Raw genomic sequence first — 26031 nt, 5'->3', positions numbered from 1 at the left:
TTTCGTCGGCCGCATCATCTGTGAACAGCACGATATTGTAGGAGCAAGGCTTGCCCGCGATTCGATCTATCAGGCGCTACGTGACGCCCGGACCAGACGCAATCCAGCAATCACCACCGCAAAAACAGCCAGCGTCGTGTTGTACAACGCCAACGCCGGAAACCCGAACACCAGCGCCAGCACCGCCAACCACCACCCGGCCCGGCCCGGCAGCACAAACCCGATTACGGCTGCCGCCAATGCCGCGAAGCCCAAGACATTGAAGTGAATCATCAAGCCCAGGCTCGAACGAACCTGGCATTCCCAGCGGCTCGCTTCGTCCACGCAGATGCCGACCCATTGAGCATCCTCCATAAAGCCATAACGCGCGCCATAACTGGCGGCCAGCCATAACGGCAGGAGAACGAGCAGCAGAATCACAGGCAGACGGCGGGACATGAAACACTCCAATAAACGAAAACGGCGGCCAGCTTAATCCCCCGCCAGCGCTAAGCAAACGCATGTGACAGATAATTGGCCACCAAATCGCTGCAAAGTGTATCGTCCAGCTACTATTACTCCGAAATTAGCCCTGATTGGTGCCGACCCATGGCACTTTGGCGCAAACCCCGTGGTCATAGCCTGCGAACTTCATTTGGCACCTTTCTCTAAGGGATCTAGTCATGCTCCGTTCCTTGCGCTTCGCCGCCCTGTTTGGCGGCCTTATTTTGAGTGCGTCCGCACTGGCGGCGGACATCGACGCCGCCAGTTATGGCTACCCTTTGACCAACCCGTTCGAGGCGACCATCGCGACGACACCGCCGGACCTGCGTCCGGACTTGCCGCTGGACGATGACATCAATCAGGAAACCCGCAGCGTCAGGTTACGCCCGGAGCGTGAATTCGATTTGCCGGACAACTTCTGGCCGGTGAAGAAACTCACCTATCGCATCGCCACCCAGGATAAAGCCGCTCCGCTGATTTTCCTGATCGCCGGCACCGGCGCGCGCTATGACAGCAGCCTTAACGAATACCTGAAGAAGCTCTACTACAAGGCCGGCTACCACGTGGTGCAACTGTCGTCGCCCACCAGCTTCGACTTCATGAGCGCCGCCTCACGCTTTGCCACACCCGGCATCACCAAGGAAGACGCCGAAGACATGTACCGGGTGATGCAGGCCGTGCGGGCACAAAACCCGCATGTGGACGTTACCGATTACTACCTGACCGGCTACAGCCTGGGCGCACTGGATGCGGCGTTCGTCGCGCACCTGGATGAAACCCGCCGCAGCTTCAACTTCAAGAAAGTCTTGCTGCTCAACCCACCGGTCAACCTCTACACCTCGATCACCAACCTCGACAAGCTGGTCCAGACCGAGGTCAAGGGCATCAACAACAGCACAACGTTCTATGAGCTGGTGCTGAACAAACTGACTCGCTACTTCCAGCAGAAAGGCTACATCGACCTCAACGATGCCCTGCTCTACGACTTCCAGCAGTCCAAGCAGCACCTGAGCAACGAACAGATGGCCATGCTGATCGGCACTTCGTTCCGCTTCTCGGCAGCCGACATTGCCTTCACCTCGGACCTGATCAACCGCCGCGGTCTGATCACTCCCCCGAAATACCCGATCACCGAAGGCACCACCCTCACGCCGTTCCTGAAACGCGCGCTGCAGTGCGATTTCGACTGTTACATCACCGAACAGGTCATCCCGATGTGGCGCGCCCGCACCGACGGCGGCAGCCTGCTGCAACTGATCGACCAGGTCAGTTTGTACGCGCTCAAGGATTACCTGCACGACAGCCCGAAAATCGCCGTCATGCACAACGCCGACGACGTGATTCTCGGCCCTGGCGACCTTGGGTTCCTGCGCAAGACTTTTGGCGATCGTTTAACCGTTTATCCACTGGGCGGCCATTGCGGCAACCTTAATTACCGCGTCAACAGCGACGCCATGCTGGAGTTCTTCCGTGGCTAAATACCTCCTGCTTATCGCAGCGATACTCTGCGCAGGCGTCGCCAATGCCGACAACAGCAAAGCCAACGCACCGGTTGTGATTGACAGTGACGGCTTCAAGGAGCCGCTGAGCAAACTCAAATTCAACCCGGGGCTGGATCAGCGCGAGTTCGAACGCTCGACGCTTAGCGCGCTGGCCGTCTACGACCCGCTGGAAGAGTGGAACCGCCGCGTCTACCACTTCAATTACCGTTTCGACCAATGGGTGTTCCTGCCGGTGGTCAATGGCTATCGCTACATCACGCCAAGTTTCCTGCGCACCGGTGTCAGCAACTTCTTCAATAACCTCGGTGATGTGCCGAACCTGTTGAACAGCTTGCTGCAGTTCAAGGGGCAGCGTTCGATGGAAACCACCGCACGCCTGCTGCTCAACACCACCGTGGGCATCGCCGGCCTGTGGGACCCGGCCACCGCCATGGGTCTGCCGCGCCAGAGCGAAGACTTCGGCCAGACGCTGGGCTTCTACGGCGTGCCGGGCGGCGCTTACTTCGTGTTGCCGATCCTCGGCCCTTCGAACATCCGCGACACCGGGGGCCTGGCGGTCGATTTCACCGCAGAGTCGGCGATCAACTTCCTGAACGTCTCCGATGTCAGCGAAAACCACCCGGAAATCTGGGTCCTGCGTGGCATCGACAAGCGCCACCAGAACAGCTTCCGCTATGGCCAGCTGAACTCGCCATTCGAGTACGAGAAAGTGCGCTACGTCTACACCGAGTCGCGAAAGTTGCAGATCGCCGAGTAAGTCATCGGCAACAAAAAAGGCCATTCAATGCGAATCGAATGGCCTTTTTACATACTCGCCGCACCACAAATCCCCTGTGGGAGCGAGCCTGCTCGCGATGAGGTCAGCACAGTCAAAATCTTTACTGACTGACTCACCGCTATCGCGAGCAGGCTCGCTCCCACAGTTGGACAGCTTCAGCCTTTAATTGAGCGCCAGAGCTTGCTGACAACCATGACGCCGGCCAACACCACCGCACCCGCGACAATCCCCGCCACCGCATTCAGCAACGTCGGCACGATAAACCCGGCACCGCCCGCCCCTGCGCTGACGCTCTCAATCCAGTGATGAACCACCGGCACACCGTGGGTGAGAATCCCGCCACCCACCAGGAACATCGCCGCCGTGCCGATCACCGACAGGCTTTTCATCATGTACGGCGCCGCACGCAGAATCCCGGCGCCGATACTTTTGGCCATCTGCCCAGGCTTCTGGGTCAGCCACAAACCGAGGTCGTCGAGCTTGACGATGCCGGCCACCAGGCCATACACGCCGATGGTCATGACGATGGCAATGCCCGAAAGCACGATGACTTGCTGGGTCAGCGAGGCATCTGCCACGGTCCCCAGGGTAATTGCGATGATTTCCGCCGACAGAATGAAGTCGGTGCGGATGGCGCCTTTGATCTTGTCCTGCTCGAACGCCACCAGATCGACCGCCGGATTGGCTACGGCCTCGACCAGCTCAGCATGTTCGGCTTGATCTTCAGCCTTGCTGTGCAGGAATTTGTGGGCCAGCTTCTCGAAACCTTCGAAACACAGATAGGCGCCACCGACCATCAATAGCGGCGTGACCAGCCACGGAATGAACGCGCTAATGGCCAATGCCGAGGGCACCAGGATCAGCTTGTTGAGAAACGAGCCCTTGGCCACCGCCCATACCACCGGGATTTCCCGCTCGGCACGCACGCCGGAAACCTGCTGGGCGTTGAGCGCCAGATCGTCACCGAGCACGCCGGCGGTCTTCTTGGCGGCCATTTTGGTCATCAATGCCACGTCGTCGAGTACCGCGGCAATGTCGTCGATCAGCAACAGCAAACTGCTTCCTGCCATGAATCAGGCTTCCTTCGAATAATGAATGCCGCGCAGCATAGCGCGGCCTAACGTGCCGCGGGGCATTCTTGAGCGCCGCGCGAGGCCGGTGCTACCATGCGCAACCGCCAGAACAGGCAAGGAACCCCTTGGTTTATGAGCACTATCCGCGAGCGCAACAAACAACTGATCCTGCGTGCCGCCAGTGAAGAATTTGCCGACAAGGGCTTCGCTGCGACCAAAACCAGTGACATCGCAGCCAAGGCGGGATTGCCCAAGCCCAACGTCTACTACTACTTCAAATCCAAGGAAAACCTCTACCGCGAGGTCCTGGAAAGCATCATCGAACCGATTCTGCAGGCCTCGACACCGTTCAACGCCGACGGCGTGCCCAGTGAAGTGCTGAGCGGCTACATTCGCTCGAAAATCCGCATCTCCCGCGACCTGCCCTTCGCCTCCAAGGTGTTCGCCAGCGAAATCATGCACGGCGCGCCGCACCTGAGCGCCGATCTGGTTGAACGGCTCAACGGCCAGGCCAAGCACAACATCGACTGCATCCAGACCTGGATCGACCGCAGCCAGATCGCCCCGATCGACCCCAACCACCTGATGTTCAGCATCTGGGCCGCGACCCAGACCTATGCCGACTTCGACTGGCAGATTTCTGCGGTGACCGGAAAGGCCAAGCTCGATGAGGCCGACTATGAAGCGGCGGCGCAGACGATTATCCGGTTGGTGCTCAAGGGGTGTGAGCCTGACCGATAGACCGCAGTGCGCCTATCGCCAGCAGGCTGGCTCCCACAGTGGATCTCTGACACTCAGATAATCCACCTGTGGGAGCCAGCCTGCTGGCGATAGGGGACGACTCGGTTTTGGATCAAACCCAGATCGCATCCCACAGCGGATAGTCGCCAAGCCGTCCTACCAACCCGGCCCGCAATGGATTAGCCACAACATACCGAGCGACTTTTACCAAATCCTCTTCACGACGCAGCGCTCGATCATGAAAACCTCGCTGCCAAAGACTGACGCCACGACCGGTAGACAGATTCACTGCCTTGGTACTCAATGATTTGGTCCTTTGCATCAGTCCAGCCAGCGAGCCCTGCTGCAACTCGATCAGCCAATGAAAATGATCCGGCATGACGACCCAGGCCAGTGAGTTTGCACAACCTTGGTCCTGCGCAGCGCGAAATTGCGAGACGACTAATCTGCCCAAGGTGAAGTCCTTGAAAACAGGTTCTCGGTCGAGTGTGTTTGTCGTTAACAGATAGATGCGGCTTTGCTCGGCGTAGCGGCCGATGCGCAAACGGTTTGAAGCAGGTAAATCCGGCATTCCTTTGCCCTTTTCATGATGAAATCAAAAAGAGCCTAGCCTTGTGATAACCGAAAGGCGGGGGCGGATTTTTGGCAGGATGTGTCTGGTTGGCCGCTATCGCCAGCAGGCAGGCTCCCACAGGGGATTATCTGAGTGTCAGAGATAAACTGTGGGAGCCAGCCTGCTGGCGATAGCGGTGTATCAATCACCCATTAATCAAGCAGTCACCCCCGCATCCGCCCGCAACCCCAGCGCCTCGATTGCGTTGATCGCACATTGCTCATCAACATCAGAAAGATCACCGCTGATACCAACAGCCCCCAGCACGTTCCCATCCTGATCCCGAATCAACACCCCACCCGGTGCCGGGACGACGCTGCCCTGCCCCAGACTGTTCAAAGCGGCGATAAACGCCGGTCGTTGTTGTGCGTCCAGCGCCAGCAGGCGTGAGCCTTTGCCCAGGGCGATGGCGCCCCAGGCTTTGCCGATGGCGATCTGCGGCCGCAGCAGGCTGGCGCCGTCTTCACGCTGCAGGGTGACCAGGTGTCCACCCGCATCCAGTACTGCAATGGTCAAAGGAGCCGCCGAGATTGCACGCCCTGCGGAGATAGCCTGATTGGCCAGGTTGACTGCGACTTTCAAGGTTAAAGCGCTCATGGTGCCGTCCTCATTTTGTTATAGGGAAAGCTGCTGGACTGCATTTTGTTCCGAAGTCCGATGCAACAAATAGAACACAATGAATTATTTTTTTGTATACAATAATTCTCGAAAAACGCCACATGCGACGAAAAGCCACAGTAGATTGGGCTTCCGACGAATGAAACGGCCGCTTGAGAAAATGGATTGACCTGCGCCGTCCGCCGTGAATACACTCTGCGCAAAGCCACTTGTATACAATTACAAAACGTAAGAGGCACCAAAACCATGAGCAAAATGAGAGCAATCGAAGCCGCCATTCTGGTGATGCGCCGTGAAGGGGTTGATACCGCTTTTGGCATCCCGGGCGCCGCGATCAACCCGCTGTACTCCGCCTTGCAGAAAGTCGGTGGCATCGATCACGTCCTCGCTCGCCACGTTGAAGGCGCCTCGCACATGGCCGAGGGCTACACCCGCACCAAGGCCGGCAACATCGGCGTGTGCATTGGCACTTCGGGACCTGCCGGTACCGACATGGTCACCGGGCTCTACAGCGCCTCGGCCGACTCGATCCCGATTCTTTGCATTACCGGCCAGGCGCCCCGCGCCCGTATGCACAAGGAAGACTTCCAGGCTGTCGACATCACCTCGATCGTCAAGCCAGTGACCAAGTGGGCAACCACCGTCATGGAACCGGGTCAGGTGCCTTACGCGTTCCAGAAAGCCTTCTACGAAATGCGCTCCGGCCGTCCAGGCCCGGTGCTGATCGATCTGCCGTTCGACGTGCAGATGGCTGAAATCGAATTCGACATCGACGCCTATGAACCACTGCCGCTGGCCAAGCCAACCGCTAACCGCGTGCAAATCGAGAAGGCCCTGGCCATGCTCGATCAGGCCGAGCGTCCGTTGCTGGTGGCCGGTGGCGGCATCATCAATGCCGACGCCAGCGAGTTGCTGGTGGAATTCGCCGAGCTGACCGGTATTCCGGTGGTCCCGACCCTGATGGGCTGGGGCACCATTCCAGACGATCACCCGTTGATGGTCGGCATGGTCGGTCTGCAAACCTCGCACCGCTACGGCAACGCGACGATGCTCAAATCCGACCTGGTGCTGGGTGTCGGTAACCGCTGGGCCAACCGTCACACCGGTTCGATCGACGTTTACACCGAAGGCCGCAAGTTCATTCACGTTGATATCGAACCGACCCAGATCGGCCGCGTGTTCACCCCGGACCTGGGCATCGTTTCCGACGCCGCAGCCGCGCTGACCGTGTTCATCGAAGTCGCTCGCGAATGGCAAGCCGCTGGCAAGCTGAAAAACCGCAGTGCCTGGCTGCAAGACTGCCAGCAGCGCAAGTCCAGCCTGCAGCGCAAGACTCACTTCGACAACGTGCCGGTCAAGCCGCAGCGCGTTTACGAAGAGATGAACCAGGTGTTCGGCAAGGACACGTGCTACGTCAGCACCATCGGTCTGTCGCAGATTGCCGGCGCGCAGTTCCTGCACGTCTACAAACCGCGTCACTGGATCAACTGCGGTCAGGCCGGCCCGTTGGGCTGGACCATTCCGGCAGCGCTGGGCGTGGTCAAGGCTGATCCGACCCGCAAGGTTGTGGCGTTGTCGGGCGACTATGACTTTCAGTTCATGATCGAAGAGTTGGCGGTGGGCGCGCAGTTCAAGCTGCCGTACATCCACGTGGTGGTGAACAACTCGTACCTGGGGCTGATTCGTCAGGCTCAGCGCGGTTTCGACATGGACTACTGCGTGCAGCTGTCTTTCGACAACCTGAACGCTCCAGAACTCAACGGTTACGGTGTCGACCACGTCGCGGTCGCTGAAGGCCTGGGCTGCAAGGCGCTGCGTGTATTCGAACCGAGTCAGATCCAGCCTGCCCTGCGCAGGGCTCAGGAGCTGATCGAAGAGTTCAAGGTGCCGGTGATCGTCGAGATTATTCTGGAGCGTGTGACCAACATTTCCATGGGCACCGAGATCAACGCCGTCAACGAATTCGAAGACCTGGCGCTGGTCGGCAACGATGCGCCAACCGCGATTTCGTTGCTCGACTAATTGCTGACCGCTCTCCCTGTGGGAGCGAGCTGTGTGGTGAGGGGATTTATCCCCGTTCGGCTGCGAAGCAGTCGTAAACCATTGTGTGCGGTGTACCTGATACGCCGCGGTTTTCAGGTTTGAGGCCGCTTCGCGCCCTAACGGGGATAAATCCCCTCACCACACAGCTCGCTCCCACAGGGGATCTGCACATATTTACAGGAGACCACCATGCCGCGTTTCGCAGCCAACCTGTCCATGCTGTTCACCGAGCAGGATTTTCTTGCCCGTTTTGAAGCTGCCGCCAAGGCCGGCTTCAGTGGTGTCGAATACCTGTTCCCTTACGACTTCAGCTCCGCCGAGATCAAAGCCAAGCTCGATGCCAATGGCTTGACCCAGGTGCTGTTCAACCTGCCGGCCGGTGACTGGGCCAAGGGCGAACGCGGTATCGCGTGCCTGCCGGACCGGGTTGAAGAGTTCCGCGCCGGTGTCGACCTGGCGATTGCTTACGCGAAAGTGTTGGGCAATACCCAGGTCAACTGCCTGGCCGGTATTCGTCCACAAGGCGTCGACGATGCCACCGTGGAAAAAACCTTCGTCAGCAACCTCAAGTACGCGGCCGACAAGCTGCAAGCGGCGGGCATCAAACTGGTGATGGAAGCGATCAACACCCGCGACATCCCGGGTTTCTACCTGAACAACACCGCGCAAGCCCTGTCGATTCGCGAACAGGTCGGCAGCGCCAACCTGTTCCTGCAATACGACATCTACCACATGCAAATCATGGAGGGCGACCTGGCCCGCACCATGGCTGCGCACCTGGGCGAGATCAACCACATCCAGTTGGCCGATAACCCAGGGCGCAACGAACCGGGCACCGGTGAGATCAACTACCGCTTCCTGTTCGAACACCTGGACCGCATCGGTTATCAAGGTTGGGTTGGTTGCGAATATAAGCCGCTGACCACCACTGAAGCGGGTTTGGGCTGGCTCAAAACCCATAACGCAATCTGACGCAGATCCCTGTGGGAGCGGGCTTTTGTGGTGAGGGGATTCATCGAATCGTCGCACCGCCCCGTTCGGCTGCGAAGCAGTCGTAAAACCGGCACATGCGCTCTACCTGAATCACAGCGAAAACAAATTTGGGGCAGCTTCGCTGCCCAACGGGGATGAATCCCCTCGCCACAAAGAGCTCATCGGTCCAGAGCCGGGAGCAACACAAAAACAAGAGGATTTTCTCATGGCTAAAATCGGATTTATCGGCACCGGCATCATGGGCCACCCAATGGCGTTGAACCTGCAGAAAGCCGGTCACAGCCTGTTCCTGTCGGCGCATCACGACGCTGCGCCTGCTGACCTGATTGCCGGTGGCGCCGTCGCCCTGGCGAACCCGAAAGAAGTCGCGCAAGAGGCTGAATTCATCATCGTCATGGTGCCGGATACCCCGCAGGTCGATGACGTGCTGTTCCGCGCCGACGGTGTTGCGGCCGGTGTTGGCAAAGGCAAAGTCGTGATCGACATGAGCTCGATCTCGCCAACCGCCACCAAAGCCTTCGCCGCCAAAATCAACGAAAAAGGTGCTCAGTACCTCGACGCGCCAGTGTCCGGCGGTGAAGTCGGCGCCAAGGCTGCGACCCTGAGCATCATGGTCGGCGGCGAGGCCGATGCCTTCGAACGCGTTCTGCCACTGTTCCAGGCGATGGGCAAGAACATCACCCTGGTCGGCGGCAACGGCGACGGTCAAACCGCCAAAGTGGCGAACCAGATCATCGTGGCGCTGAACATTCAGGCCGTGGCCGAAGCCCTGCTGTTTGCTTCGAAAAACGGTGCCGATCCGGCCAAGGTGCGTGAAGCACTGATGGGTGGCTTCGCGTCCTCGAAGATCCTCGAAGTGCACGGCGAACGTATGATCAAAGGCACTTTCGATCCAGGCTTCCGCATCAGCCTGCACCAGAAGGACCTGAACCTGGCCCTGGCCGGCGCGCGCGAGCTGGGCATCAACCTGCCGAACACCGCCAACACCCAGCAAGTGTTCAGCACCTGCGCGGCCATCGGCGGCAGCAACTGGGACCACTCGGCGCTGATCAAGGGCCTGGAACACATGGCGAATTTCTCGATTCGCGATAAGTAGCAAGCCCTGCCTGACCTGTGGGAGCCAGCCTGCTGGCGATGAAATCGACGCGGTGTGTCTGATAGACCCCGGCGCCTGAATCGCCAGCAGGCTGGCTCCCACAAGGATCCGGGGTGCTCCACCCTCCAATAACAAGAAATCCGGGAGCCCGCCATGTCGGTCAATCCGCAACAATTCCTGCGCGAGCTGTTTGCCACAGCCATCGACGCGGCCCATCCGCAGCAAGTCCTCGAAGCCCATTTGCCCAAAGACCGCAGCGGTCGGGTGATCGTCATCGGCGCCGGCAAAGCCGCCGCGGCCATGGCTCAAGTGGTGGAGCGTTGCTGGCAGGGTGAAGTATCAGGTTTAGTGGTGACGCGTTACGGTCACGGCGCCCCGTGTGAAAAAATCGAAGTGGTCGAAGCCGCTCACCCGGTGCCTGATGCTGCCGGTCTGGCCGTGGCCAAACGCGTGCTGGAACTGGTCAGCAACCTGACCGAAGACGACCGTGTGATCTTCCTGCTCTCGGGCGGCGGCTCTGCCCTGCTGGCGTTGCCCGCGGCCGGCATCACCCTGGCCGACAAGCAATCGATCAACAAAGCCCTGCTCAAATCCGGCGCCACCATCGGCGAGATGAATTGCGTGCGCAAGCACCTCTCCGCGATCAAGGGCGGCCGCCTCGGCAAAGCCTGCTGGCCTGCCACTGTTTATACCTATGCGATTTCCGATGTACCGGGCGACCTCGCCACGGTCATCGCCTCCGGCCCCACCGTGGCCGACCCGAGCACTTCCGGCGAAGCCCTGGCGATCCTCAAGCGTTACGCCATTGAAGTCCCGGCCTCGGTGCGCAACTGGCTGCAGAACCCGGAATCAGAGACGGTCAAACCCGGCGACCCGAGCCTGGCGCGCAGTCACTTCCAACTCATCGCCCGCCCACAACAGTCGCTTGAAGCCGCTGCGGTGAAAGCGCGTCAGGCCGGTTTCAGCCCGCTGATCCTCGGCGACCTGGAAGGCGAATCTCGCGAAGTGGCCAAGGTTCACGCCGGCATCGCCCGTCAGGTCGTGCTGCACGGTCAGCCATTGGCGGCGCCCTGCGTGATCCTCTCGGGCGGTGAAACCACGGTCACCGTACGCGGCAATGGCCGTGGCGGACGCAACGCCGAATTCCTGCTGAGCCTGACCGACAGCCTCAAAGGCCTGCCCGGCGTCTACGCGCTGGCCGGCGACACCGATGGCATCGACGGTTCCGAAGACAATGCCGGCGCAATCATGACCCCGGACAGCTACGCCCGCGCCGCCGCCCTCGGCCTGAGCGCCAGCGACGAGTTGGACAACAACAATGGCTACGGCTATTTCGAGGCGCTGGACGCGCTGATCGTCACTGAACCGACCCGCACCAACGTCAACGACTTCCGTGCCATCCTGATTCTCGAGAGCCCTAAAAATGACGCCTGACAAGAAGGTTAAAATCCTCGCCACCCTCGGTCCTGCCACTCACGGGATCGACGACATCCGTGAGCTGGTGCAGGCCGGGGTCAACATCTTTCGCCTGAACTTCAGCCACGGCGATCACGCCGACCACGCTCAGCGCTATCAGTGGATTCGTGAAGTCGAGCGCCAGCTGAATTATCCGCTGGGCATTCTGATGGACCTGCAAGGCCCGAAACTGCGGGTCGGCAAGTTCGCCGAAGGCAAGGTGCAACTGCATCGCGGTCAGGCGCTTCGCCTGGATCTGGACCCGACGCCGGGGGATGAGCGCCGGGTCAACTTGCCTCACCCGGAAATCATCGCCGCACTCGAACCGGGCATGGACCTGCTACTGGATGACGGCAAGCTGCGCCTTCGCGTGGTGACAAAGTACGCCGACGCCATCGACACCACCGTACTCAATGGCGGCGAACTCTCGGATCGCAAAGGCGTGAACGTACCGCAAGCGGTGCTGGAACTGAGCCCGCTGACCGCCAAGGACCGTCGCGATTTGAGCTTCGGTCTGGAGCTGGGTGTGGACTGGGTCGCGCTGTCGTTTGTGCAGCGCCCGGAAGACATCCGCGAGGCGCGCGAACTGATCGGCGACAAAGCGTTTTTGATGGCCAAGATCGAGAAGCCTTCGGCCGTGACGCAACTGCGCGAGATCGCCGAATTGAGCGATGCGATCATGGTCGCTCGCGGTGACCTGGGCGTGGAAGTGCCGGCCGAAAGCGTGCCGCAGATTCAGAAAAACATCATCACCATCTGCCGTCAGCTCGGCAAACCGGTGGTGGTGGCGACGCAGATGCTCGAGTCGATGCGCTTCTCCCCTGCCCCGACCCGTGCCGAGGTGACCGATGTTGCCAACGCCGTGGCCGAAGGTGCGGATGCGGTGATGCTGTCGGCGGAAACAGCGTCCGGTGAGTACCCGCTGGAAGCCGTGCAGATGATGAGCAAGATCATTCGTCAGGTGGAAAATGGTCCGGACTATCAGGCGCAACTGGACGTCAGCCGACCCAAGGCTGACGCGACTGTTTCCGATGCGATCAGCTGCGCGATTCGTCGCATCAGCAATGTGCTGCCGGTGGCGGTCCTGGTGAATTACAGCGAATCCGGCACCTCGAGTTTGCGTGCTGCGCGGGAGCGGCCAACGGTGCCGATCCTCAACCTGACGCCGAACCTGCAGACCGCTCGCCGGTTGACGGTGGCCTGGGGCGTGCACTCGGTGGTCAATGATCGGCTGCGGCAGGTGGATGAGGTGTGCTCGACGGCGCTGGAGATTGCCCAGGCGCAGGGCATGGCCAAACGTGGCGACACCTTATTGATCACCGCGGGTGTGCCGTTTGGGCAGCCGGGGTCGACTAACTCCTTGCGTATCGAGACGTTGATCTAGAGCGCCCATACCGGCCTCATCGCCAGCAGGCTGGCTCCCACATTGGTTTTGTGTCGATCACAGAATCAATACTGAACTGAGATTCAGTGTGGGAGCCAGCCTGCTGGCGATCAGCCGGGGTCGCGCTCGACGACTCGCTCCCTTTGTCTTTCAGAACTGCCATGCCTGCCAACCACTTCAACACCCACTGCCCCGATTGGGCGACTGCCCTGTTCAACGGCTTCAGCCAGATCTTCCTCCAGCGTAACCCGCTGTGCGGTCTGCTGTGCCTGTTGGCCATTCTGTTCACCGCGCCCGCCCTGCTCGGCGGTGCACTGCTGGGCGGTGTCGCCGGGTTGCTCACCGCGCAACGACGCGGCTATGCCAAGGCCGATCGACAGGCCGGACTCTTCAGTTACAACGGTGTTCTGCTCGGTTTGCTGCTGAGCCTCTACTTCCCCTGGTCAGCGCTGTTACCGCCGCTGATCATCGCCGCTGGCGGCCTGAGCGCGATGTTCACTCAACAATGGCTCAAGCGCGTCCGGGTCAGCCACTACCTGCCTGCCTATACGGCGCCCTTCGTGGGGCTGGGCTGGTTGCTGCTGTGCTTCGCCACGCCCTCGACCAATGCGCACTTGATCGAAATCAATACGCTGAACATGCTCGCAGCGCCACTCAAAGGCCTCGGCCAGGTGATGTTCCTCGGTCATCCGCTGGCCGGTGCGATGATTGCCGTGGGTTTGCTGATCGCTGATCGCCGCGCATTCTGCTGGGCATTGTTGACGTCTGTCGCGGGCATGGGCTGGAGCATGCTGCATCACGACTTCTACACCGCATTGATCGGCCTCGGTGGCTATAACGCCGTCCTCGCCGCCCTCGCCCTCAGCTCGCAGCGCCAGAAGCCTTGGCTGCCGCTGGCCGGTATTGCATCAGCGCTGTTGCTGACGCCGATGTTTGCCACCATCGGTCTGCCAACGCTGACCGCGCCGTTCATCCTCTCCTGCTGGCTGATCCGTGCCGGTAATCGAGTGCTACGCCAGACCGCTGTCGACAGTGCGCCTTGTGCTATTGAGCGCCAAACCAAGGGTGGCGCCTGATAGGGCTGAATCTGCATTCAGCGCAATGGATCAGTCTCGCAAGCCAATGGCAGATTCGATCGCGCGTCCCAACTTTCATCGTATCCCTGATCGTGGGTGGCGAGGCTTTCGACGACTTCCAGGCAGTTGCCCTGAAGCTGCGTGGTATAGACCCGGAGCATTTGAGGCGGCACGACCTTGTCATTCAAACCGATGAAATGACGTTGCGGGAGCGCCCGCAACTTGTCGCGAAACTCCAGAGGTGTCACCGGCTTCGAGAATGGCGCGAGCTGCATCAGCTCCGCCCACTTTACCGGGTCGAGATTGCCGGCAATCGTTTGCACCTGAGTGACGTCGTTACGAGAACCCGCAAGGATCAAGGCAATCGCCGCGCCACCCGAGTATCCGACCAGTTCGAACTGCTCCACGGCAAAGCGGCTTTTCAGACGATCAAGGGCCGCGCTCATGGTCTCTATGACTGATGAGTTGAAACGACCGGAAGTCCACACATCAGGGTTGCAGCCTGGTGATGTCACGAACTGACAAGGGCGCGCCAGATAGGCACTGGGCCCCCGATCTCCAGCGGCCAGTCTCGCCATCAAGGACACGCGAGGGGTCGGATCGATACTCGGTTGAGATCGTGTCGCCCACGCCCGACCATCGCCTTCAATGTACACACGCAGATGCTTGTAGCCCCCTGGTGGCGGGAGCAAGGCCATGAGTGTGTAAGGCGAACTATCGAGCGTTCCAGGAGTAAGCGAAGAGCCTTGGCTTAGCGCCTGCAAATCGACTTTACCCGAGCACCCGCTGAGCCCGAGGAGCGCGAAGCCGATGGCAGCCAGTGCTTTAAACATGGTTTTAACCTGTTGATCAGACGCAACGGCCCACCCGCGCGAACCGTTGCAATCCAGTCGATCAAAAAGCGTAGCGCGCTTCAAGGGTAAAGGTGTCGGCGTTAAAACCGGTCTTCGCTTGATAGCTGTAATGGGTCCCCAGGGTTAGAGCATCAATTTGATACTTCACCCCTATGCGACCTTCATAACTATCACGTACCGGACTGGCTCCCGAGACAATGAAAGGCGAGCCCCCCAAGGTGAAACTGGAGGTCTGATTGATCCGGTCACCGATGAAGTCATGGTAAGCCATCACACTCGCTTCAGGTGTAAGGGTGCCATTGAGCAATGGCACGTCGGCAGCCATTCGCAACCCGGCGCCCAGCTCGCCGATTTCGAAGCGCTGGGCATTGGAGTGCAGGGCGGCCGAAGAGCCATGCTCATTAAAGCTGTCCAGCTGAATATTGGTGTAACGTGCGGCGACACGGGGTTCGACAATCAGTTGGTCAGAGAGCTTGAAGGTATAACCGCCCAAGGCGCTCAGAGCCCACGCGTCACTGTTGTAGCTGCCTTTGGCCACGCTGTCGGCGATGTAACGTTTGCTGTCATTGTCATTGCGTCCGTAACTGAGGCTGCCATCGACAAACCAGTTGCGCAGATCCCAGCTACCGTACAGCGTCAATGCGCTGCCCTGTACATCGGTTTTATCTCCTGTATCGGAAGTGACGTTAGTGTTCAGATACGAATAGGCCAGACCCACGGTGGTATTAGTATTCAACTTGCCATCCGCCCCGACAGCAACACCGCTGCTGTTGGCCGAATAACCAGCGACCGCATCACGACTGTCCTGATCCTGGTTGCTGCTCAACCCCTGAATCCATACGCCGGTCTCTGCCAGCGAATCCCCTGATGAGAGCCCCGAGCGCAGACCGGAAACGCGGTTGCTGATCGCGCCATTCATCATCGCCTGACCCGACACTGCCGCATTGACCGCCCCACCGCTGACGTCCGGAGCCAGTTGCTCACCGAGCTTTGCCAGTTCCTCTTGGGAGGAGGCGTTGGCAAAGGCTTTGAAGACCGCATCATCACTGTTCAATTGTCCCAGCGGGCCATTCTTGAAGCGATTGAGAATCTTGCGGGTGCTGCTGGAAGTACCGATGCTTCCCTGCTCTTCATCCACCTGATGGTCACTTTTCAGTGTGACCAGCGCGTTAACCGTCTGGGCATCGGTTGTATAGCTGGCGACGTTCAACAACGAAGACGAACTGCTGACGCTCAACCCGTTGTTCTGCAGGCTACTGGCCTTGACCAGTGTGTATTGAGTGCCGGCAGCGGTCGGCGTGAAATCACCTGGTTTGGCATTCAATGTCACGTTGGAGGACTGGGCGAAGGTGGCCTTGCCGTCCACCGTCAAATAAGGCGTGGCGGGTGTGACGCGATCCGAAAGCAACATATCGATGCCACTGTTGGCACCGACGTTCAAGTCGCCAGTGATCACGACCCCCTGATTTTGCAGATTCAGAGAGCCCGACGTCACAGAAACCGTGCTGCCGATTTTGCTACCGGTGTAATTGGCCTGACCCGCGACATTCACCCCATTGAGGTTGAGCAGATCGCCCTTGATCGCACCGCCGGTCCAGTTCAGTTGCGCCAACCCTGCGCCATCGATGGCCGCCGCATGATTGCTGCGAATTTCGCCACCTTGCTGGTTGATCTCGAACGCTGATGTCTGGTCCGCATCGACCCGGATCGCAACACCGTCCGCAGTGATATTGCCGGCGTTGATAATGCCCCGAGCGCCAGACACAGCATTCTGCGTGAAAGTGGCTCCGTCGAGCTTGATGCCAACGGCGTCTTCACCCGATGCCTCAATAGTCCCGGTGTTGAGCAAATAATCGACTGAACCATCGAAAAAAACGATAGCCTCGGAGTTCTTGCCAACGCTCATGATCGAGCCGCTGTTCTCGATCCTCAACGCGCTGGTTTGGGTCTCGACGTGAAAAGCGGAGGCGTTCTGACCCGTGGCACGAATCGTCCCTGAGTTGAGCAGCCTGCCGGCGATGCTCACGGGAAGCACGCCATGGGAATCCAGAATCAGCCCCGTGACAGAGTCACCCTGCACATCGACAACACCGCTGTTGATCAGATCGCCGCCAATAGTGGTCCCATGGAGGTAGATACCCTCAGGCGAGCCATAGATATTGGCTCCCGATGCCTGGGTGATGGAGACAGTCCCGGCATTGATGACATTGCCGGTGATAGTGGTATTGGCGATCTCGATTCCCTCAGCGCTATTCACGTTGGAAAGAGAAAGCTTGCCGGCATTGATGAAGTCACCCTGAATGTTGCTGCCGCTGGTGTTGCGGAAACTGACATCCAGTCCGATCCCGGTCACCGTCGCGCCTTGAGCGTCGAACGTGAAGTCGCCCCGGTTAATGAGTGAGCCCGCGACGGTGTTCTGAAAGAACGTGACACCCGTTTTGTCCGTGTTGCTCTGGCGGGTCCGTTGCCCGGTCAGGGTCAAGGTTTCACTAAGGGTTTGACCCGTCCAGTTCTTGAAACCCTGACCCAGGTCGTACTCGCCGGCAAATGCCTGAGCGGTCGAAGCGCTGATAACCATTGCCAGCAGGCTTTTCTTGAAAAACTTACTATCCATATCGCTTCCGTGTGTTTTTGAAACCCCTCGCCTGAAATCCGGGCAGCACATCGAGACAAAGGTTCTTGTTCTGTGGGAAGTCGCTATATCGACGAGATCATCAATTTCTTAAGCCATGAACGACTAAAACCGGCTGAACATGGCCTACTCGGCGTCCCGCTTGCGCAATCCTCGTCAATCACCCACGCTTCTCTGATTTTCGGCTTGGGCAAGACCTAATGGACAGTAACAACGACTGGCGCCAGCGCCTCTACGTCATGATTTTCCAGAGCGATACAGTGGCTGGGCGGCGCTTCGACGGCATCCTGTTGTTGATCATTCTCGCCAGTATTGTGATCGTGATGCTCGACAGCATCGACGCGGTTCACCAGAACTACGCCGACCTGCTGGCGTACATCGAGTGGGGCTTCACGGTCATCTTCGCCATCGAATACGGCCTGCGGCTGTACTGTTCGCCCAAGCCGTTGCGCTATGCGTTTAGCTTTTATGGGTTGGTGGATTTGCTGGCGATCGTGCCCGGCGTTCTTGCGTTGTACTACGCCGATGCGCAGTACCTGCTGATTATCCGGATCATTCGGATGCTGCGGATTTTCCGCGTGCTCAAGCTGAGTCCGTACCTCAAGCAAGCCAACTATCTGATGTCCGCATTGCGCGGCAGCAAGCAGAAGATCGTGGTGTTTCTGGTCAGCGTCTGCACCCTGGTGACGGTGTTCGGTACGCTGATGTACGTGATCGAAGGCCCGGAGCACGGCTTCACCAGCATTCCCAAAGGCATCTATTGGGCTATCGTCACGCTGACCACCGTGGGGTTCGGCGACATCGTGCCCAAGACGCCGCTGGGTCAGGTGATTTCGTCGCTGGTGATGATCACCGGTTACTCGATCATCGCCGTGCCGACGGGAATTTTCACCGCAGAACTGGCCAACGCAATGCGCGGCGAACAACTGCAACATGACTGCCCGGTGTGCAAGAAAAACAACCACGAGCATGGGGCGGCATTCTGCTCACAATGCGGGAATGCGTTGTTTAAGAAAATGGAATAAGCAAAGTATTTTTTAATCTTTAAGGGACTATGCGAGCCCCGTTATAGTCGCTGGCAAATTGCCTCACTTTTAAATAAAAACTTTACGAACAAGGACTGCGCAGTGAAAAAACTCTTTAGCGCCTCACTTCTGGCCGCTGGCCTGGCACTGACCAGCATGGCGCAGGCCGCACCGACCCTGCTTAACGTTTCCTACGACGTGATGCGCGATTTCTACAAGGACTACAACACTGCCTTCCAGAAACACTGGCAAGCCGAGCACAACGAAAACATCACCCTGCAGATGTCCTTCGGCGGCTCAAGCAAACAGGCGCGTTCGGTGATCGATGGCCTGCCGGCTGACGTCATCACCATGAACATGGCCACCGACATCAACGCACTGGCGGACAACGGCAAACTGATTCCGGACAACTGGGTTACCCGCCTGCCGAACAACAGCGCGCCGTTCACCTCGGCCACTGTGTTCATCGTCCGCAAAGGCAACCCGAAAGCCCTGAAAGACTGGCCTGACCTGCTCAAGGACGGCGTGCAGGTGATTGTGCCAAACCCGAAAACCTCGGGTAACGGCCGCTACACCTACCTCTCGGCCTGGGGTTATGTGCTGAAAAACGGTGGCGACGAAAGCAAAGCCAAAGACTTCGTCGGCAAGCTGTTCAAGCAAGCGCCGGTGCTCGACACCGGTGGCCGCGCCGCCACGACGACCTTCATGACCAACCAGATTGGTGATGTGCTGGTGACCTTCGAAAACGAAGCGGAAATGATTGCCCGTGAATTTGGTCGTGATCAGTTCGAAGTCATTTACCCAAGCGTCTCCGCCGAAGCCGAGCCGCCCGTGTCGGTGGTCGACAAAACCGTCGACAAGAAAGGCACCCGCGCGGCGGCCGAGGAATATTTGAAGTACCTGTGGTCGCCGGAAGGTCAGGAGATCGCTGCGGCGAACTACCTGCGTCCGCGTGATCCGGCGGTGCTGGCCAAGTACACCGATCGTTTCCCGAAAGTGGATTTCCTGTCGGTGGAGAAGACCTTTGGTGACTGGAGAACTGTGCAGAAGACTCACTTCAATGATGGCGGGATCTTTGATCAGATCTACAGCGGTCAGTAATTCCTGAGTCCAATGAAAAAGGCGACCTGAGAAGGTCGCCTTTTTTTGTGGCTCGTGTTCGCTGAAGATCCCCTGTGGGAGTGAGCCTGCTCGCGATGACATTTATCCATTCGATAAATTTGTTGCCTGACACGCCGCTATCGCGAGCAGGCTCGACTCCCACAGGGTTTGCGCCAAGCAGTTACATCGGCGGTGTCACGCCATCCTTGCCGGCCGCGATCGATTGCGCGGTGAGTGTCCCGTCAGCACTTTGGGTCACAAACGTCACGATCTTCACCCCCACCTTCAGCAAGCTGCGATCCCCCGGCGCCAGGTTCACGATCGGCACATCCTCCGGCACCAGAATCTTCTGCTGGCCGCCCTTGTAGTTGACGGTCATGACCCGACCATTGCTGACCACCAGATCACCCACGCTGCCATTGGTCATGCTGCTGCCCTTGGCTAGGTCGAAGGGCCGATGGCCGTCGCCGCTGCCGGCCAGTTCCGGTGGAAAGACATGGACTTCCAGTGCCTTGAGGGTTCCGTCCTCCTGCGGTATGGCTGCCGAACCGATGTAGCTGCCGGGTTTGATGTCTTCGATATTGGCCAGGGTGACGGCGTGGACTTTGGTGTCCTTGGTCAGATTGATGACCACGTTTTCACCAGTGTTGACGTGGACTTTCAGCACGTCGGGGCTGACCCCGGTGATCTCGCCGCGAACCCCGATACGCATGCCTGGCGCGTCAGCAGCCTGGGCAAGACCTGCCGTGAACAAGCCGATCAAGGTAACCACTGAAGCGCCGCGAATCAGGTGACGAAACATCGCATTCATGGAAGTGCCTTCCGGTTATGAAACGTGAGGAGAGAACATAAGCACGCTATCGAACAGGATGTAAGTGAATGTATCATCGGACCTCAATGTTTTGACGCCAGGTTCCTCGATGGGCATCACAAACGTCCGTCACTCATTCCGCAACGGAATGATTGCTATCACTCCAAACCCTCTTCTGCCCATTCCGATAGCCCTTTAGCCTGCGCGCATTCTCTTTTGCTCAGCGAGACCCGTTATGAACCCAGCGACCCCAGTGCCCCACGGCACCGCAACAATGACCCGAGGCATGGTGCTGCTGTTTGCCTTCTGCTGCGGCGCCATCGTTGCCAACATTTACTACGCCCAACCGATCATCGGCCTGATCGCGCCGGACATCGGCCTGACCAGCACCATGGCCAGCCTGATCGTTTCGCTGACCCAGATCGGTTATGCGTTGGGTTTGTTTTTCCTGGTGCCGCTGGGTGACTTGCTGGAAAACCGCCGCTTGATGATCATCACGACCGTGGTGGCGATTGCCAGTCTGTTGGGTGCAGCGTTCACCGATCAGCCAAACGTGTTTCTGCTGATTTCGTTGTTGGTGGGGTTCAGTTCAGTGTCGGTGCAGATCCTGATTCCACTGGCTGCGCACTTGGCGCCGGAAGAGTCTCGTGGCCGTGTGGTCGGCGGGATCATGGGCGGTTTGCTGTTGGGGATTCTGTTGGCGCGACCGGTGTCCAGCGTGGTGGCTGACCATTTTGGCTGGCGTGCGATGTTTGTGATTGCAGCGGTGCTGATGGCGGCGATCAGCATGGTGTTGGCGCTGACGATCCCCAAGCGCCAGCCTGATCACAGCGCTTCTTATGGCCAGTTGTTGGGCTCGCTGTGGACCCTGTTGCGTCAACAACCGGTGTTGCGTCAGCGCGCGTTTTACCAGGGGTGCATGTTCGCCACCTTCAGCCTGTTCTGGACCGCCGTGCCACTGGAACTGGCGCGCAATCATGGCTTGTCGCAAACCCAGATCGCGATCTTCGCCCTGGTCGGGGCCATCGGCGCCATCGCCGCCCCCATTGCCGGTCGACTGGCCGATGCCGGCCACACCCGCGTTGCTTCACTGCTCGCCCTGTTGTTCGCCAGCTTGAGTTTTCTACCCGCCTTCATCCATCCGGTCTACAGCGTCATTGGCCTCGCGGTCACCGGCGTGGTGCTCGACTTCTGCGTGCAGATGAACATGGTCCTCGGCCAACGCGCGGTCTACGCCCTCGACGCCAAAAGCCGCAGCCGCCTGAATGCGCTGTACATGACCAGCATTTTTATCGGTGGGGCGTTTGGCTCCTCGGTGGCCAGTGCGGTGTATGAACACGGCGGCTGGTTGTGGATCGTGATTGTGGGTAGCGCGTTTCCACTGCTGGCGTTGATTCGGTTTTTGAGTGTTTCAGAGAAGCGTTCGTTGGCGACGGCGTGAAGCTTTAAAAGCATCGCGGGCAAGTCGGACCGCGGCACCGCTCGCTCCTACGGGAGCGAGGTTGCCTGCGATTGCTGTGTGACTGAAATCACTCAGTGCCGAACCAACTTCTCCATCGCCGCATCTGCCAGAAATGAAGAGCGGCTTTTGACATTGTGCTCACGCACATAACGATCAATACGCTGAATCACATAACCGGGCAGCGTCACATTGACCTTCTCGGTTTTGCCCATGTACGGCGCGATGTCCAGCTCCAGCATTCCCCAGCCCATGTCGGCAAAGTCCGGATTCCCACGGTGGGCGGCAGCAGATGTAGGCATGGGAATCGACTCCCCGTCAGCCGCAATCTCCTGAAGCATGATGTGGGCAATCTCGACCGCCGCGTTGTAGGCGTCTTCAAACGTATCCCCGGCCGTTACGGCGCCTGGAATATCGGGGATCTGAATACCGATGGCGGTGTTCTCGTCGCCCCACTCGATACAGATTGGATATTGCATTATGGATCTCCTGCATAACTGGCTCCCGGGCAATACAGCCCGGCTCGCCTCCTGATGCTTTTGACCGTCCCGATCGGCAAATCCTTTTTCGGATGAGGGACGGGTATCGTGTACGGGTTGTATCGGTGTTTGAAGAGGTGATGACTGCCGGCAATCCGATCCAGCATCCAGCCAGCCTCCTCCAACTCCTTGATCAATAGCCTGCTCTGCACCAATAGCCTCCTTGCTCAGGCTCAAACAAAAGTAACCCTAGAGTTACCTTTACTCAAGCACAAAAATCCGGAATTCGACGCTCGGTTGTTTTACAGAGTGTGATCGCGGGCCGCGGCATTCTTCCCAAGAATGAATACTTTCGCTCAGCCTGATCCGTTACGCCGAGGTCAACCCGGATTACACTCAACGTCCTGAGCCTGACGCGATGCGGGATGAGATTCGCGGCTGAACCGATCAAATGCCGCCTGAGCCGCGGCATGTTCTTTCAAGGAGTGTGCAATGACCCGACGTACCTTTCTCATCACCGGCGCCAGCAAAGGCATCGGCCGTGCGGTCGCCGAGCATCTGGATCGCGCGGGTCATCGGGTGGTCGGAATCGCCCGATCGCCCGACCTGAGCTTTCCCGGCATCCTGTTTCCGCTGGATCTGAGCGACAGGGCACTGACTCAGGAAGTGCTGGCGGATCTGGCCATGACCTATGAGTTCGACGGGCTGGTGAATAACGTCGGTCTGGTGCGCCCGCAGGTGCTGGGGGAAATCGACCTCGACACGTTCGACGACGTGATGCGGGTCAACCTGCATTCGGCATTGCAGGCCACTCAGGCATTGCTGCCGAACATGCGCGCCAAGGGCTGGGGTCGGGTGGTGAACATTTCCAGCCTGACCGTGCTGGGTATCACGCAACGCACCGCCTACGCGGCGGCCAAAGCGGCGTTGATCAGCTTCACGCGATCCTGGGCGCTGGAACTGGCGCAAACCGGCGTAACGGTAAACGCCGTGGCCCCGGGCCCGACCGAAACCGAACTGTTTCGCGCCAACAATCCGCCGGGCAGTGAGGGTGAAGCGCGGTATCTGGCCGGTGTGCCGATGGGGCGGTTGGGGCAACCGCAGGAGATCGCGGCGGCGATTGCGTTTTTGTTGTCCGAGCAGAGCGGGTTTATCACCGGGCAAACCTTGTTTGTCGATGGCGGCGCCTCAATCGGCAAAGCTGCGTTCTAACCAACAACATCAATTCCCCTGTGGGAGCGAGCCTGCTCGCGATGGCGGGCTGTCAGTCACATTAATGCTGGATGTGCCGCCATCATCGCGAGCAGGCTCGCTCCCACAATTTGATCTTCACAAGGACTTCGGATGGACCGCCTCGGCGCAATGGAAACCTTCGTCTACGTGGTGGAAACCGGCTCGTTTTCCGCCGCTGCCCGGCGCTTGAATATCGGCCAGCCCGCGGTCTCGAAAGCCATCGCGCAGTTGGAGGCGCGCCTCGCGGTCAGGCTGCTGTTGCGCTCGACCCGAGGCCTGACACCCACCGAAGCTGGCCTGGCCTTTTTCGAACGGTCCAAGCGTGCCATCGAAGAAGCGGACGAAGCCGACAATGCCGCTCGCGGTGCCGCCAGCGGCCTCACCGGCAATCTGCGCATCTGCGCCGCCGTGACCTTCGGCCGGCTGCACATCGTTCCGCACCTGGGGCCATTTCTCGATCAGAACCCGGGCCTGAACATCGATTTGATGCTGGACGATCGCAACGTCAATCTGGTGGAAGAAGGCGTCGACATCGCCTTGCGCATGGGCGCCTTGAGCGACTCCGGCCTCACCGCCCGCAAGATCGCCGAGTGTCGACGCGTGGTGCTGGGCACGCCCGACTATTTCGAAAAACACGGCGAGCCCACCTGCCCTGCCGATCTGAGCAAACACCAAGCGGTCATCTACACCTTGGGCGGTAATGCCAATTGGCAATTGCACAACGGGACAGATGATCAGTCCGTCATCATCAGCGGGCGAATCCGCGTCAACGCCGCCGAAGGTCTGCGTGCAGCCGTGCTTGCCCATCAAGGGCTGACCATGGCGTCCGAATGGATGTTTGCCCCGGAACTGGCCAACGGCGCGGTCAGGGAAGTGATGAGGGATTGGACGTTGCCGAATCAGGACCTTTGGGCGGTGTTTCCCACGGGCAGAATGGCCAGTGCGAAGGCTCGGGCGTTTGTGCAGTATGTGCAGGGGTTGTTGGCCAAGGAGGCCTGAAACCCACTCGTTTCGTTTATTGCGATTTTCGTTTGATTCGAATAGCCTTCCAGCATTGTTTTTTCAGAATGTCGGAAACCATCATGTCGCCAGTCATCCATCCACCGATCAATCTACCCATGGAGCGCGAAGTTCAGGCTGCTAGCGAAGGCCAACGCGCTCTGGCTGCCTACCTCGCCACTCAATTCGAAACTCAGCACATCCAGATTTTCGACGAGCAGAATGAAGCTCACACTGTCGAACTGCCCACCTCAGCCCTCAGGTTACTGGTCGACATTCTGGCTGAGCTAGCAGCGGGCAACGCTGTCAAAGTAGTCCCGGTTCACGCCGAATTGACCACCCAGGAAGCCGCTGACCTGCTTAACGTCTCACGCCCGCACCTGATCAAGCTGCTTGAATCCGGCGAGTTGTCCTACCACAAAACAGGCAAGCACCGACGTGTGCGCTTCGCCGATTTGATGGACTATAAAAACCGGCGCGACACTGCCAGCGAGCAAGCAATGACGCTTCTCGCCGAGCAGGCACAAGCGTTAAGGACAGGATACGAGTGAGGCAATCCTCTTTTACCGCTGTATATGACGCATGTGTGTTGTACCCCGCTCCCTTGAGAGATTTACTGATGTGGCTCGCGCTCTCCGGGCGTTTCAGAGCGAAATGGTCCTTGGAGATACACAACGAATGGAAACGCAATCTGCTGAGAAACCGTCCGGATCTAACCGTTGAGCAACTGGATCGCACATCCGGGCTGATGGATCAGGCCTTACCCGACGCTTGTGTCACAGGATACGAAGACCTGATCGAAGGGCTGAAGCTGCCAGACATCGATGATCGACATGTGCTGGCAGCCGCCATTCGCTGCAACGCCAGCGTCATTGTCACGTTCAATCAGAAAGACTTCCCCGGTGAAGCATTGGGCCCTTTCGGTATCGAGGCTCAGCATCCTGACGAGTTCGTCGACAACCTCTTCAACCTCGACCCTTCAGCAGTGGTCACGGCGGCGCAACGCCAACGCAAGCAATTGAAGATGCCACCGATGAATGTCAGCAGCTATCTTGATCTTCTATTTCGCCAAGGCTTGGTTCAGTCGAGTAAGGCATTGACCAAGTACCGCGCCATTCTCTGAACGACTTTCTCAGATTCCAAAAAGCAAAACGGCGATCCTGAGATCGCCGTTTCTGTTTACTCCCCGAATTGCCGTCCCAACCCGCCCGGCACGCCATGGATGTCTGTCTCTTCCCACGGCCCGTTCGGGCTGATCGACCGGCTCCAGCCGTTGTTCCAGCGGTAGTACGTGCGCTGGCGGTAGAAGGTGTTGGTCTGATCATCGAGAACGTACACGCCGAGCTTGGCGTCCCAATGGCTGTTGCCACCCGGCGGCGGTGCGAAGCTGGCGGAGGTGCGTGGCAGCGGTTTGGCGGGCTTGGCCGGGATGCTCGGCTTGCCCGGTGTCGGGGACGGCGTCGGACGTGGCTGCGACGGCGGGATCGGTGGCAGCCGTTCAGGCTGCTGCGGTTGGACCACGCAAGCGCTTAACCCCAAAACCATACTGAGCAGGGTGATACGGGCGATGGCGGTCATAGTGG

Annotated in this window: 26 protein-coding genes; 16 read left to right on the top strand and 10 right to left on the bottom strand. The window is 58.9% G+C overall.

Annotation, left to right across the window (positions count from 1 at the left end; all coding sequences use genetic code 11):
- Positions 1–69 precede the first annotated feature (69 nt).
- The gene (locus tag IB252_RS03695; RefSeq protein WP_095127736.1) at positions 70–438 is read right to left on the bottom strand and encodes a hypothetical protein; all 369 of its coding nucleotides are present in this window, start codon (positions 436–438) and stop codon (positions 70–72) included.
- Between the two features lie 224 nt (positions 439–662).
- On the opposite strand from IB252_RS03695, the gene IB252_RS03690 reads away from it, so the two are divergent.
- Both IB252_RS03690 and IB252_RS03685 read left to right on the top strand, forming a co-directional pair.
- Positions 663–1961 carry a hypothetical protein gene (locus IB252_RS03690; RefSeq protein ID WP_008145579.1) on the top strand — a complete coding sequence of 433 codons (1299 nt, stop codon included), beginning with the start codon at positions 663–665 and terminating at the stop codon, positions 1959–1961.
- The gene (locus IB252_RS03685) at positions 1954–2742 is read left to right on the top strand and encodes a VacJ family lipoprotein (protein WP_192406864.1); all 789 of its coding nucleotides are present in this window, start codon (positions 1954–1956) and stop codon (positions 2740–2742) included. Before IB252_RS03690 ends, IB252_RS03685 begins: the two co-directional genes overlap by 8 nt.
- Positions 2743–2918: 176 nt before the next feature.
- Here IB252_RS03685 and IB252_RS03680 read toward each other — a convergent pair whose 3' ends face one another.
- Positions 2919–3833 carry a DUF808 domain-containing protein gene (locus IB252_RS03680; protein ID WP_192406862.1) on the bottom strand — a complete coding sequence of 305 codons (915 nt, stop codon included), beginning with the start codon at positions 3831–3833 and terminating at the stop codon, positions 2919–2921.
- 135 nt (positions 3834–3968) lie between these two features.
- Between IB252_RS03680 and IB252_RS03675 the strand changes: the two genes are divergently transcribed.
- On the top strand, positions 3969–4577 hold the full coding sequence (locus tag IB252_RS03675) for a TetR/AcrR family transcriptional regulator (RefSeq protein ID WP_111451918.1): 609 nt from the start codon (positions 3969–3971) through the stop codon (positions 4575–4577).
- 112 nt (positions 4578–4689) lie between these two features.
- Here IB252_RS03675 and IB252_RS03670 read toward each other — a convergent pair whose 3' ends face one another.
- Both IB252_RS03670 and IB252_RS03665 read right to left on the bottom strand, forming a co-directional pair.
- Complete coding sequence (locus IB252_RS03670; RefSeq protein ID WP_008145574.1) at positions 4690–5148, bottom strand: REP-associated tyrosine transposase; 459 nt, start codon at positions 5146–5148, stop codon at positions 4690–4692.
- 198 nt (positions 5149–5346) lie between these two features.
- Entirely contained in the window at positions 5347–5787 is a 441-nt protein-coding gene (locus IB252_RS03665) for a GlcG/HbpS family heme-binding protein (protein WP_008145573.1), read from the bottom strand.
- A 267-nt stretch (positions 5788–6054) separates the two neighbouring features.
- Between IB252_RS03665 and gcl the strand changes: the two genes are divergently transcribed.
- The 6 genes from gcl to IB252_RS03635 all read left to right on the top strand — a co-directional run bounded on the left by gcl (position 6055) and on the right by IB252_RS03635 (position 13855).
- Positions 6055–7830: a glyoxylate carboligase gene (gene gcl / locus IB252_RS03660; protein ID WP_192406860.1), complete on the top strand. Its 1776-nt coding sequence runs from the start codon at positions 6055–6057 to the stop codon at positions 7828–7830.
- Positions 7831–8040: 210 nt separating this feature from the next.
- Complete coding sequence (gene hyi, locus IB252_RS03655; RefSeq protein ID WP_192406858.1) at positions 8041–8823, top strand: hydroxypyruvate isomerase; 783 nt, start codon at positions 8041–8043, stop codon at positions 8821–8823.
- 226 nt (positions 8824–9049) lie between these two features.
- Positions 9050–9940: a 2-hydroxy-3-oxopropionate reductase gene (locus IB252_RS03650; RefSeq protein ID WP_074874627.1), complete on the top strand. Its 891-nt coding sequence runs from the start codon at positions 9050–9052 to the stop codon at positions 9938–9940.
- Between the two features lie 153 nt (positions 9941–10093).
- Positions 10094–11374, top strand: a complete 1281-nt coding sequence (locus IB252_RS03645) for a glycerate kinase (RefSeq protein WP_192406856.1) — start codon at positions 10094–10096, stop codon at positions 11372–11374.
- A complete protein-coding gene (gene pyk / locus IB252_RS03640; protein ID WP_192406854.1) occupies positions 11364–12779 on the top strand; it encodes a pyruvate kinase in 1416 nt (471 codons plus the stop codon). The genes IB252_RS03645 and pyk overlap by 11 nt, the downstream gene beginning before the upstream one ends.
- Before the next feature lie 161 nt (positions 12780–12940).
- Positions 12941–13855 carry an urea transporter gene (locus IB252_RS03635; RefSeq protein WP_192406852.1) on the top strand — a complete coding sequence of 305 codons (915 nt, stop codon included), beginning with the start codon at positions 12941–12943 and terminating at the stop codon, positions 13853–13855.
- Between the two features lie 17 nt (positions 13856–13872).
- Here IB252_RS03635 and IB252_RS03630 read toward each other — a convergent pair whose 3' ends face one another.
- Together IB252_RS03630 and IB252_RS03625 are read right to left on the bottom strand one after the other, a co-directional pair.
- The gene (locus tag IB252_RS03630) at positions 13873–14688 is read right to left on the bottom strand and encodes an alpha/beta hydrolase (protein ID WP_192406850.1); all 816 of its coding nucleotides are present in this window, start codon (positions 14686–14688) and stop codon (positions 13873–13875) included.
- Positions 14689–14749: 61 nt separating this feature from the next.
- On the bottom strand, positions 14750–17323 hold the full coding sequence (locus IB252_RS03625; protein WP_192406848.1) for an autotransporter domain-containing protein: 2574 nt from the start codon (positions 17321–17323) through the stop codon (positions 14750–14752).
- 218 nt (positions 17324–17541) lie between these two features.
- Here IB252_RS03625 and IB252_RS03620 point away from each other — a divergent pair, with 218 nt between their 5' ends.
- Together IB252_RS03620 and IB252_RS03615 are read left to right on the top strand one after the other, a co-directional pair.
- Positions 17542–18366, top strand: a complete 825-nt coding sequence (locus tag IB252_RS03620) for an ion transporter (protein WP_192406839.1) — start codon at positions 17542–17544, stop codon at positions 18364–18366.
- A gap of 102 nt (positions 18367–18468) precedes the next feature.
- Entirely contained in the window at positions 18469–19467 is a 999-nt protein-coding gene (locus tag IB252_RS03615) for a sulfate ABC transporter substrate-binding protein (RefSeq protein WP_192406837.1), read from the top strand.
- Positions 19468–19648: 181 nt separating this feature from the next.
- Here IB252_RS03615 and IB252_RS03610 read toward each other — a convergent pair whose 3' ends face one another.
- A complete protein-coding gene (locus tag IB252_RS03610) occupies positions 19649–20278 on the bottom strand; it encodes a hypothetical protein (protein WP_192406835.1) in 630 nt (209 codons plus the stop codon).
- 235 nt (positions 20279–20513) lie between these two features.
- Here IB252_RS03610 and IB252_RS03605 point away from each other — a divergent pair, with 235 nt between their 5' ends.
- Complete coding sequence (locus IB252_RS03605; RefSeq protein WP_192406832.1) at positions 20514–21719, top strand: MFS transporter; 1206 nt, start codon at positions 20514–20516, stop codon at positions 21717–21719.
- A 92-nt stretch (positions 21720–21811) separates the two neighbouring features.
- Here the strand turns inward: IB252_RS03605 and IB252_RS03600 are convergent, their stop codons facing one another.
- Together IB252_RS03600 and IB252_RS03595 are read right to left on the bottom strand one after the other, a co-directional pair.
- The gene (locus IB252_RS03600) at positions 21812–22216 is read right to left on the bottom strand and encodes a type II toxin-antitoxin system HicB family antitoxin (RefSeq protein WP_056742059.1); all 405 of its coding nucleotides are present in this window, start codon (positions 22214–22216) and stop codon (positions 21812–21814) included.
- The gene (locus tag IB252_RS03595) at positions 22216–22428 is read right to left on the bottom strand and encodes a type II toxin-antitoxin system HicA family toxin (protein WP_111451904.1); all 213 of its coding nucleotides are present in this window, start codon (positions 22426–22428) and stop codon (positions 22216–22218) included. The genes IB252_RS03600 and IB252_RS03595 overlap by 1 nt, the downstream gene beginning before the upstream one ends.
- A 280-nt stretch (positions 22429–22708) precedes the next feature.
- Between IB252_RS03595 and IB252_RS03590 the strand changes: the two genes are divergently transcribed.
- The 4 genes from IB252_RS03590 (at position 22709) to IB252_RS03575 (ending at position 25571) form a co-directional block, all read left to right on the top strand.
- Positions 22709–23428 (top strand): SDR family oxidoreductase, encoded by a 720-nt coding sequence (locus tag IB252_RS03590; protein ID WP_192406830.1) that lies wholly within the window; start codon positions 22709–22711, stop codon positions 23426–23428.
- 132 nt (positions 23429–23560) lie between these two features.
- Positions 23561–24448 (top strand): LysR family transcriptional regulator, encoded by an 888-nt coding sequence (locus tag IB252_RS03585; RefSeq protein WP_192406828.1) that lies wholly within the window; start codon positions 23561–23563, stop codon positions 24446–24448.
- Between the two features lie 83 nt (positions 24449–24531).
- Positions 24532–24999 carry a helix-turn-helix domain-containing protein gene (locus IB252_RS03580; RefSeq protein WP_111451901.1) on the top strand — a complete coding sequence of 156 codons (468 nt, stop codon included), beginning with the start codon at positions 24532–24534 and terminating at the stop codon, positions 24997–24999.
- Positions 24996–25571, top strand: coding sequence for a PIN domain-containing protein (locus tag IB252_RS03575; protein ID WP_192406827.1), 576 nt, complete (start codon positions 24996–24998; stop codon positions 25569–25571). The genes IB252_RS03580 and IB252_RS03575 overlap by 4 nt, the downstream gene beginning before the upstream one ends.
- A gap of 56 nt (positions 25572–25627) precedes the next feature.
- Here the strand turns inward: IB252_RS03575 and IB252_RS03570 are convergent, their stop codons facing one another.
- Complete coding sequence (locus IB252_RS03570; protein ID WP_192406825.1) at positions 25628–26026, bottom strand: hypothetical protein; 399 nt, start codon at positions 26024–26026, stop codon at positions 25628–25630.
- Positions 26027–26031 lie beyond the last annotated feature (5 nt).

This window comes from Pseudomonas sp. PDM10 (genome assembly GCF_014852295.1).
Classification (GTDB): domain Bacteria; phylum Pseudomonadota; class Gammaproteobacteria; order Pseudomonadales; family Pseudomonadaceae; genus Aquipseudomonas.
Note: the sequence above shows the minus strand (reverse complement) of the source record. Positions and strands in the feature narration are given on the sequence as shown.

Excerpts from the sequence above, each read along its gene's own strand:
- pyk (WP_192406854.1), top strand. The coding sequence starts at position 11,364 with ATGACGCCTGACAAGAAGGTTAAAATCCTCGCCACCCTCGGTCCTGCC.
- IB252_RS03670 (WP_008145574.1), bottom strand. The coding sequence starts at position 5,148 with ATGCCGGATTTACCTGCTTCAAACCGTTTGCGCATCGGCCGCTACGCC.
- gcl (WP_192406860.1), top strand. The coding sequence starts at position 6,055 with ATGAGCAAAATGAGAGCAATCGAAGCCGCCATTCTGGTGATGCGCCGT.
- IB252_RS03665 (WP_008145573.1), bottom strand. The coding sequence starts at position 5,787 with ATGAGCGCTTTAACCTTGAAAGTCGCAGTCAACCTGGCCAATCAGGCT.
- IB252_RS03690 (WP_008145579.1), top strand. The coding sequence starts at position 663 with ATGCTCCGTTCCTTGCGCTTCGCCGCCCTGTTTGGCGGCCTTATTTTG.
- hyi (WP_192406858.1), top strand. The coding sequence starts at position 8,041 with ATGCCGCGTTTCGCAGCCAACCTGTCCATGCTGTTCACCGAGCAGGAT.
- IB252_RS03630 (WP_192406850.1), bottom strand. The coding sequence starts at position 14,688 with ATGTTTAAAGCACTGGCTGCCATCGGCTTCGCGCTCCTCGGGCTCAGC.
- IB252_RS03600 (WP_056742059.1), bottom strand. The coding sequence starts at position 22,216 with ATGCAATATCCAATCTGTATCGAGTGGGGCGACGAGAACACCGCCATC.
- IB252_RS03680 (WP_192406862.1), bottom strand. The coding sequence starts at position 3,833 with ATGGCAGGAAGCAGTTTGCTGTTGCTGATCGACGACATTGCCGCGGTA.
- IB252_RS03620 (WP_192406839.1), top strand. The coding sequence starts at position 17,542 with ATGGACAGTAACAACGACTGGCGCCAGCGCCTCTACGTCATGATTTTC.
- IB252_RS03585 (WP_192406828.1), top strand. The coding sequence starts at position 23,561 with ATGGACCGCCTCGGCGCAATGGAAACCTTCGTCTACGTGGTGGAAACC.
- IB252_RS03695 (WP_095127736.1), bottom strand. The coding sequence starts at position 438 with ATGTCCCGCCGTCTGCCTGTGATTCTGCTGCTCGTTCTCCTGCCGTTA.
- IB252_RS03590 (WP_192406830.1), top strand. The coding sequence starts at position 22,709 with ATGACCCGACGTACCTTTCTCATCACCGGCGCCAGCAAAGGCATCGGC.
- IB252_RS03675 (WP_111451918.1), top strand. The coding sequence starts at position 3,969 with ATGAGCACTATCCGCGAGCGCAACAAACAACTGATCCTGCGTGCCGCC.
- IB252_RS03610 (WP_192406835.1), bottom strand. The coding sequence starts at position 20,278 with ATGAATGCGATGTTTCGTCACCTGATTCGCGGCGCTTCAGTGGTTACC.
- IB252_RS03580 (WP_111451901.1), top strand. The coding sequence starts at position 24,532 with ATGTCGCCAGTCATCCATCCACCGATCAATCTACCCATGGAGCGCGAA.
- IB252_RS03605 (WP_192406832.1), top strand. The coding sequence starts at position 20,514 with ATGAACCCAGCGACCCCAGTGCCCCACGGCACCGCAACAATGACCCGA.
- IB252_RS03625 (WP_192406848.1), bottom strand. The coding sequence starts at position 17,323 with ATGGATAGTAAGTTTTTCAAGAAAAGCCTGCTGGCAATGGTTATCAGC.
- IB252_RS03650 (WP_074874627.1), top strand. The coding sequence starts at position 9,050 with ATGGCTAAAATCGGATTTATCGGCACCGGCATCATGGGCCACCCAATG.
- IB252_RS03645 (WP_192406856.1), top strand. The coding sequence starts at position 10,094 with ATGTCGGTCAATCCGCAACAATTCCTGCGCGAGCTGTTTGCCACAGCC.
- IB252_RS03570 (WP_192406825.1), bottom strand. The coding sequence starts at position 26,026 with ATGACCGCCATCGCCCGTATCACCCTGCTCAGTATGGTTTTGGGGTTA.
- IB252_RS03635 (WP_192406852.1), top strand. The coding sequence starts at position 12,941 with ATGCCTGCCAACCACTTCAACACCCACTGCCCCGATTGGGCGACTGCC.